Source organism: Sulfurovum sp., from assembly GCF_041562805.1.
In the GTDB taxonomy this organism is placed as follows: Bacteria; Campylobacterota; Campylobacteria; order Campylobacterales; family Sulfurovaceae; genus Sulfurovum.
On sequence record NZ_JBFFOH010000009.1, the window covers coordinates 36,335 to 45,339 of the forward strand.

Here is a 9,005-nt window from a genome sequence, read left to right on the forward strand (position 1 = left end):
TTAACAAACTTTTACTAGACATCTGTTAAAAGTCCTATACATCACATCTTTAAAGTATAGCTTTAGTGTGATAATAGTATTATACTATTCTAGTAAATATATTAAAAAGAGGGTTTTGTATGAAATATTTTTATATTTTATTTACTATTGTTCTGTTTATTCTTCAAGGATGTGCGACAAAAGATGCTACACCAGAATTAAACCAACCACAAGTCAAAACGGAAATGACTACTTCAGCTACGGTCTCAAACGACACCCCTGATACACAAGTATCAGAAGAGCAAATGGATGGATTTGAAGAGGAGTTTTCAGCACAGGAAACAAATACTACAAGTGATCCATTAAGCGGATACAATAGAGTCATGACCTCTTTCAATGATACATTCTTCACGTATCTTTTAAATCCTGTTGCAGAAGGTTATGCATATATCATACCTGAACCTTTACGTATAGGTATATCCAATGCTTTTCACAACATACAATTCCCTATTCGTTTTGCCAATAACCTCTTACAAGGTAAATTCCAAAACTCTTCAGATGAACTGGAAAGATTTATTATTAACTCTACTGTGGGTGTAGCAGGACTAATGGATGTCGCAGCAAATCATATGACAACGCCGATACCGATACATAAAGAAGACTTTGGGCAAACTCTGGGGTATTATGGCGTAGGTTCCGGTTTCCATATTGTTCTGCCTTTCTTTGGACCATCAAACGTACGAGATCTCGTAGGACTCACGGCAGATGCTTATCTTTCTCCACTTGTAAATATAAAAGGCCGAGAAAATTATAGTATTCCTGATAATCTTGATCAATCTATAGACATTGTTGCTGTTCAGTTTATCAACAAAACATCTCTACACTTAGGAGAATATGAAAATCTTAAAGAAGATGCCATAGATTTATATCCATTCTTTAGAGACATATACGAACAAAAACGAGATGCTGACATAGCAGAATAGGAGAAAACATGTTAAAAAAAGTCATTATACTAGTGCTTATATCTGTCGTATCGATCTACGCGCTAGAAGAGCAAAATATCCAAAAAGTGATGGATACCAAAGTGAGACAAGTTCTGAATATTTTAAAAGACAAAACATTATCAAACCATCAGAAAGATCAAAAGACTATTCGAATAGTAGACGAAGTCTTTGACTACAATATTATGGCACAAATAAGTCTTGGAACAAGATGGAAATCTCTTACCAAAAATGAAAAAACACAATTTTCTAAAGCTTTTGAGACAAAAATAAAACATTCTTATCTGGATAAGCTAAAACTTTACAACAACGAAAAAGTGATCATTAAAAACCTGAAAAAAGTCAAATCTAACCGAATCACTTTGGAAACCCAGGTTATCGGTCTTGACGACACGTATAAAGTGGTTTACTTATTCTATAAGAAAAAGCAGAGTGAACAATGGTATATTTATGATGTTGAGTTAGTGGGTGTGAGTATTATTCAAACCTATAGAAAGCAGTTTTCAGAGTTCTTAAAAACAAAGTCGGTCAATCAGCTTATAAAATCACTTTAAGTGATTCTATAAACAAAGACCCTCAAACTCAACCATAAAAAGATAAGCTATGTTACATAATTTTTATCAAAAACTGATACTGAAATATCCTTTATCTGTTTTTATTATACTTATCACTAGTATACTCATCTTTGGTACGAATGTTTCAAAGCTTGAAATAGACGCTTCTGCAGAAACACTTTTACTAAACGATGATAAAGACCTGGCATTTTCCAGAACTGTAGCAAAACGATTTCACTCAAACGATGTTCTTATTCTTGCGTATAAACCAAAACATGATCTACTCTCTCCAGAAAGCCTGCAAACATTAACACACCTCAGTGAAGATCTAGAAAAATTACCTAGTGTTAAATCGGTAGATTCACTTATCAATGTACCTTTGTTTTTTTCACCTATAAGAGAGATGGATGATCTTCTCAATAAAACGAGAACAGTTAAAAGCCCTAATATCGATCTATCCCTAGTTAAACAAGAATTATTAACCAGTCCTTTATATAAAGACAGACTTGTCAATAAAGATTTTACGATATCTTCTATTTTTATCAATTTATATCAGGACCCGGAATACTTCACACTTTTAGAGAAGAGAAACTTTTTACTTGATAAACAGAAGATCACTTCTCTTACAAAAGAAGAAAAACAGACCCTTCGCGATGTAACAATAGTATTTAAAAAACATAGGGATGAACAACGTATTCTTGAGAATACAAATATTAAAGAGATTCGTTCGCTGATCACAAAATATCAAAATGATGCTACATTTTTTTTAGGTGGTGTACAAATGATCTCCAACGATATTGTTGGATTTGTTAAAAGTGATCTACTCATCTATGGAAGTATACTTATCCTCCTTCTTATTCTTGTTTTAGGTATTGTTTTCAAAAAACCAAGATGGGTTATCATCCCAATTCTTATCTGTGCACTATCCGTCATCGCGATTACAAGTAGTTTAGGATTTTTTGGATGGGAGATCACTGTTATCTCTTCAAACTTTATTGCCTTACAGCTTATCATCACGATTTCCATTGTTTTACACCTTATTGTAAGATATGAAGAGCTTTTAACACTCTATCCACGTGCTTCATCCAAAAGACTTATTTTACTCACAATGCTTACGAAAGCGACACCCACTTTCTTTGCCATACTTACAACTATTGCAGGATTTTCTTCACTTCTCTTTTCCAAGATACATCCTGTCATTAACCTGGGTTGGATGATGAGTGTGGGGATCACGATGTCCCTTATTATTTCATTTATTGTTTTTCCTTCTGTACTCATGTTACTCAAAAAAACAGCTCCGGTAAAACGAAAGAAATCTAGCTTTTCTTTACCTTCGCTAACGTCTAAAATTGTATTACATGATAAAAAGGGAATTTTTACTATCACCTTTTTTGTTATTGTATTTAGTGTTACAGGAGCTGCACAGCTTATTGTAGAGAACAGTTTTATCAACTATTTTAAAAAAGATACAGACATTTATAAAGGTATGAAGATCATAGACCAAGAACTGGGAGGTACAACACCTTTAGATATAATAGTCACCCTCTCAGATGAAAATAATACCGTATCACCTATATCTATAGCAGAAGAAGCTACAGAGGCCGAGGGAGATTCATTTGAAGATGAGTTTAATAGTGTGGAAGACCCAGACCTCTATTGGTTTACGGATGAAAAGATTGCGATCATAAATAATGTCCATGACTATTTGACATATATGTCACAAATTGGTGAAGTACAATCTTTTGCTACTTTGCTTAACACAGGAAAGATACTTAACCACAATAAAGATCTAGACAGTATTGATCTCGCTCTTATCTATAAAAAACTACCTCAAAAATATAGAGAGATAATACTTTTACCTTATGTTAATATTGAACATAATCAACTCAGATTTTCTACACGTATCGTAGACTCTAATGAAGCGTTGCGAAGGGATGCACTACTGAAAAGGATCAAAGGTGACCTAACACATATTATAGATCCTGATGTTGGCACCGTACAGCTGACAAACCTCATGGTACTTTACAACAACATGCTGCAGTCCTTATTTCATTCACAGATCACAATGATCGGTCTTGTCCTGCTCATCGTTTTCTTCATGTTCTTTGTACTATTTAGATCACTCAAGCTCACACTTATTGCTTTAACTGTCAATATTATTCCTATTGCTATGGTCTTTGGCTTTATGGGTTGGCTGAACATACCTCTAGACATTATGACTATCACCATTGCCGCCATTGCTTTAGGGATAGGTGTAGATGATACCATTCACTATATTCACCGATTTAAAGTTGAATTTGCAAAAGATAACTTTTACTACTTTACCATGCATAGAACAAACACCAGTATAGGTAATGCAATGTACTATACTTCCCTCACTGTGATCATAGGTTTTTCTATCTTGACTCTTTCCAATCTTATTCCAACCATCTACTTTGGTATACTCACTATGTTGGTCATGGCAGCTGCCCTTATTTCAAATCTTATACTGTTACCTAAACTTTTACTCTTGTTCAAGCCATTGACAAAAACGATTATCCGATAAGAATTAATAGCTACTTTTAGAAAATATGCTACAATCAAAAAAAATAAAATAATGGACCCATAAACTATGTTTCAAGAATTCAAAATAGATAATTTAGAGCAATTCCCCAAAGACTTAGATGCACTTCTAAACAAACAAAGAGTGACCATTGATCAGATCACTACAAATGACGAGAGCAGTTACGAAACAGTACTCAAACCTCTGCAAGACTTAGATGAAGAGTTAGGGCTTTTCTTCACACCGCTTTCTCATCTTAACTCTGTCATGAACTCCGAAGAGACACAAAAAGCGTATGAAGAGTCTATCCCGTTACTTTCCAAGTTTAGCTCTGAAATGGCTCAAAACACTGCACTTTTCAACAAAATAGAGCAGATCAAAGCAGCAGATGATGAAGCTAAAACGGTTGTATCTCATGAAGTAAGAGATTTTGTACTCTCAGGTGTAAAACTGCCTGAAGAGAAGAAAAAAAGAATGGAAGAGATATCACTCAAACTTTCTGAACTCAGTAATCAATTTTCTCAAAATCTTCTAGATGCAACCAATGCCTATGAACTCATTATAGAAGATCCGAAAGATGTAGAAGGCATACCTCAGTCTGATATAGATGCAGCCAAAGAAGAACTAGACGGGAAAACCGTTTATAAATTTACACTTCAGATCCCTAGCTACTTGGCATATATGACTTACGGACCTAACCGTGAGTATAGAAAAGAGATCTCCAAAGCGTACGCTACACGTGCACCTGAAAATGCTGATGTGATAGACCAGATCCTTGCACTCAAACAAGAGAAAGCAAAACTGCTTAATTTTGAAAGTTATGCACACTATGCACTGGAAACAAGAGATGCGAGTAAACAGGAAGATGTTCTCAGCTTTTTAAATGACCTAGCGGATGCTGCTCTGCCACAAGCTAAAAATGAATTAGAAGAGATCAAGACGTTTGCTCAGAAAACAGACGGTATCACTGACTTGGCTGGTTATGATGTAGGCTATTACAGTGAAAAGCTCAAAAAAGAGAAATTTGACTTCGATGATACCATGACCAAGCCTTATTTTGAACAAAGTAAAGTACTCGGGGGGCTTCTTGATATCGTATCAGAACTCTTCGGTGTGACTTTTAAAGCTGTAGATGTTCCTACGTGGCATGAGTGTGTCAAGCCATTTGATATCTTTGATGATGGAGAACTCTCTGGACGTATCTACTTTGACCTGGAAGCACGAAAAGAGAAGCGTGGCGGCGCATGGATGAACGACTGGGAAACACACTATGTAGATAGCAAAGGTCAAAAACACCTTGCCTCTGCATTTATCGTATGTAATTTCTCTCCCACTACGGACGAGAATCCTTCTTTACTTAGACATGATGACGTAGTCACGCTCTTCCATGAGATGGGACATGCTATTCACCACCTCTTTGGTAAATGTCATGAACGTTCTGTCTCCGGTATTAATGGTGTGGCATGGGATGTTGTCGAGTTCCCTTCACAATTTCTAGAAAACTTTGCCTATGAAGCTGCTATCTTAAAACGCTTTGGTTTCCATCATCAAACAAAAGAACCTATCTCAGATACTCTCTTAGCTAAGATTAAAGAGACAAAAAATTTTCAGGCAGCCTTAGGTATCCTCAGACAAGTAGAGTTTTCCCTCTTTGACTTTAAACTTCACCAGGAGCTTTACCAGGGTGAAGAAGTACAGGATCTTATTGACAGTATCAGAGAAAAAACGTCTTTGCTAAAGGCACCAAGCTATAACAAGTTCCAACACGGTTTTGCCCATATCTTTGCTGGTGGTTATGCCGCAGGGTATTACAGTTATAAATGGGCTGAAGTACTCTCTGCAGATGCATTCTTTTCATGTTTGGATGATAAAACCGGTTTAGATAAAGAGAGTGCCAAAGGCTACAAGGAATTTATACTTGCCAATGGTGGAGCAAAAGAGATGAGTGATCTTTACCAGGAGTGGCTAGGTCGTAAGCCTGATGTAAAGAGTCTTATCAAGCTTTATGAGATAGCATAATCATTATCTTGAGTCATTCTTCGGAATGACCCGGATAAACAGGAATTTAAGGAGTAACCATGAGTGAATATCGTTCTCTAACCCTAACGGTTATTGCCATTTTTATTATTACTTTAATGGCTGCCTTTTTTAGTCCCTCATTTGCAGAGCAAAAAAGCTACCTGGAACTTTTTATACTCTTTGGAAGCCTTCTTTTCATCTTTTCAGTGGTCGTTGTCTTTGCTACATTAGGGTTTCACTCGTTTGCTCTCTTCCTAAGTATCTTTCTTGCCGCAGTCATAGCACTGTACGGTGTAGTGGGTGCATTGTTGGTCACTATTATGACTTATTTCCTATGGGGTTCTATCTTTGCGATGGAAGTACTTCTTTTTTATAATGGCAGTGAAAGTGCCAAAGAGTGGTTTGTATCTCGTTATGATTTTAAAACGTTTAAAATGGAATACATTGCTTTTTATCCGATGATGGGGATGTTGTATATTTTACTGGAGTTTATACCCTACATATTTTCTAAAGAGAAGTTATTGAAGTTTACTCCTTCAAAAGTCTTGAAGGAGATGGAGGAGTTATTAGACTAGTTTTATTTATTTTTCTTGATATACTCTTCTTTTTCTTCCTCTGTTTTACCAAATCCGAAAAATCTTTTAATACGTTGACAAATAGTAAATGAACCTGTCTCTATCCGACACTCTTCTACTACCTCTTCTTCTTCATCATTTGCCATCATCGCTGCGATACGTTCAGGCTGTTTTTTACCCTCAATGATAAATCTAAGTGCATTCAGACGGATAAATCCTTCTGCATCTTTTTGGTTATATACTTCATCTTCTTCAAAAGTAGAATGCTCTTCAGAGTAAAGAGAAATATCAGATCTTCTACCGACTACAGTAATATTTCCTTTGTAAAGTTTCAACTTTACATCACCTTGTACATGATCTTGTGTTGCATCGATAGCAGCTTGAAGCATCCTACGCTCTGCTGACCACCAGAAACCTTGGTAGATAAGTTTTGCATACTTAGGCATAAGCTCATCTTTCATATGTGCTTCTTCTCTGTCAAGTGTGATCGATTCAATGGCTCTGTGTGCTTTAAGCATAATAGTTCCACCTGGTGTCTCATAACAACCACGTGCTTTCATACCTACATAACGGTTTTCAACGATATCGATACGCCCGATACCATGCTTGTTACCATAAGCATTCAATGTTTCAAGGATAGTCGCCGGACTCATCTCTTCACGATTGATCGCTACAGGGTCACCATTTTTATAACTGATAGTGATATATTCCGCTTCATCTGGCGCATTTTCCGGACTTACTGACCATAACCACATGTCTTCTTCTGGTTCATTAAAAGGGTTCTCCAAATGCTCACCCTCATAAGAGATATGTAAGAGATTCGCATCCATAGAATATGGTTTAGCCTGACCTTTTCCATCAATATCAATACCATGATCTTCTGCATACTTTAAAAGCTTCGTACGTGAATTTAAGTCCCATTCTCTCCAAGGAGCGATAACAGCAATATCCGGATCAAGTGCAAGGTAACCAAGTTCAAAACGTACCTGGTCATTTCCTTTTCCTGTAGCACCGTGACTTACTGCATCAGCACCTGTCTTATGTGCAATTTCTATCTGTTTTTTAGAGATAAGTGGTCGTGCAATAGACGTTCCTAAAAGATACTCACCCTCATAAATAGCATTGGCTCTGAACATAGGAAAAACATAGTCTTTAACAAATTCTTCTCTAAGATCTAAGATAAAAACATTCTCAGGTTTGATACCCATATCAAGTGCTTTCTGACGTGCAGGTTCTACCTCTTCACCCTGACCAAGGTCAGCAGTGAAAGTAACCACTTCACACTCATACTCATCTTGAAGCCATTTTAAAATAATACTCGTATCAAGCCCACCAGAGTAAGCCAATACCGCTTTTTTAATTTTTCTTTTTGCCATGCTATAAGCCTTATAGTTAATATTAACGCGATTTTACCATAATGTTGGTAATAGTTGAATGTATGGATGATTTAATTTTAATCAAACCCATACTTCTTCAAAATAATATCCAAAACTGCTTTCTTATACGCACCGGTATGACGGAATACTTCTTCACCTGAAGCATTAAAAAAGAGTTGTGTAGGCATCTCTTTGAGCTTATAAATATCACGACTGACCAAACGTTCTTTTTGAGAGTCTATAGAGTAGATCTGAAACTCAGGATGCACTTTTAATACTTCGGCAAACACTTTGGACATAGCCAAACAACTGTAACAGTGTGACATACCAAAAGAGAGTATGAGGGGCTTCCCATTACCTATATTCTCTTTAACATCGGCATACTTCATCACTGGTAGTACATTTTTAGTAGGCATCTTCTCTCCATATATTCTAAATATAATCGATTATACAAATTCTATCTTAAGAACTTTTGCTATAATCAAATTAATATTATTCAAGGGAGCTCATAGATGTTATTAGGTGTAAACATTGACCACATCGCTGTACTGCGAGAAGCAAGAAAGGTAGCAGACCCTGATCCGCTCGATGCACTAAGCATCTGTAAACGTGCAGGAGCAGATCAGATCACTATTCACCTTCGTGAAGACCGACGACATATGCAGGATATGGATGCTAAAAATATTATAGAGCTCTCTTCACTGCCTGTGAATCTAGAGTGTGCCATCTCTACTGAAATGATAGACATTGCTTGTGAGCTCAAACCTCATCGTGTGACCCTTGTTCCGGAAAAACGTGAAGAAGTTACGACTGAAGGTGGACTTGCAGTTATGGGAGAGCAACCTAAACTCAAAGAAGCAATCAAAAGACTACAAAAAGAAGAGATAGAAGTTTCACTTTTCATAGACCCTACTTTAGATGCTGTAAATGCATCACTTGACTTAGGGGTTGAATGGATC

8 protein-coding genes are annotated in these 9,005 nt (G+C 36.4%); 6 read left to right on the forward strand and 2 right to left on the reverse strand.

Annotated elements, in window-relative coordinates; genetic code table 11:
- The first annotated feature begins 119 nt into the window (after positions 1-119).
- From ABYK33_RS02520 to ABYK33_RS02540, 5 genes are all read left to right on the forward strand, one after another.
- Entirely contained in the window at positions 120-962 is an 843-nt protein-coding gene (locus tag ABYK33_RS02520; protein WP_373031348.1) for a VacJ family lipoprotein, read from the forward strand.
- Positions 963-970: 8 nt separating this feature from the next.
- On the forward strand, positions 971-1,534 hold the full coding sequence (locus ABYK33_RS02525; protein WP_373031349.1) for an ABC transporter substrate-binding protein: 564 nt from the start codon (positions 971-973) through the stop codon (positions 1,532-1,534).
- A gap of 49 nt (positions 1,535-1,583) precedes the next feature.
- Entirely contained in the window at positions 1,584-4,079 is a 2,496-nt protein-coding gene (locus tag ABYK33_RS02530; RefSeq protein ID WP_373031350.1) for an RND family transporter, read from the forward strand.
- Between the two features lie 66 nt (positions 4,080-4,145).
- Complete coding sequence (locus tag ABYK33_RS02535) at positions 4,146-6,095, forward strand: M3 family metallopeptidase (RefSeq protein ID WP_373031351.1); 1,950 nt, start codon at positions 4,146-4,148, stop codon at positions 6,093-6,095.
- Between the two features lie 59 nt (positions 6,096-6,154).
- Positions 6,155-6,670, forward strand: coding sequence for a hypothetical protein (locus ABYK33_RS02540; protein ID WP_373031353.1), 516 nt, complete (start codon positions 6,155-6,157; stop codon positions 6,668-6,670).
- A gap of 2 nt (positions 6,671-6,672) precedes the next feature.
- On the opposite strand, the gene ABYK33_RS02545 is transcribed toward ABYK33_RS02540, so the two are convergent.
- Together ABYK33_RS02545 and ABYK33_RS02550 are read right to left on the reverse strand one after the other, a co-directional pair.
- Positions 6,673-8,046, reverse strand: a complete 1,374-nt coding sequence (locus ABYK33_RS02545) for an argininosuccinate synthase (RefSeq protein WP_373031354.1) — start codon at positions 8,044-8,046, stop codon at positions 6,673-6,675.
- 77 nt (positions 8,047-8,123) lie between these two features.
- Positions 8,124-8,462 (reverse strand): thioredoxin family protein, encoded by a 339-nt coding sequence (locus ABYK33_RS02550; RefSeq protein ID WP_373031355.1) that lies wholly within the window; start codon positions 8,460-8,462, stop codon positions 8,124-8,126.
- A 96-nt stretch (positions 8,463-8,558) separates the two neighbouring features.
- On the opposite strand from ABYK33_RS02550, the gene ABYK33_RS02555 reads away from it, so the two are divergent.
- Positions 8,559-9,005: pyridoxine 5'-phosphate synthase (locus tag ABYK33_RS02555; protein WP_373031356.1), on the forward strand; the 447-nt coding region annotated here is incomplete at its 3' end.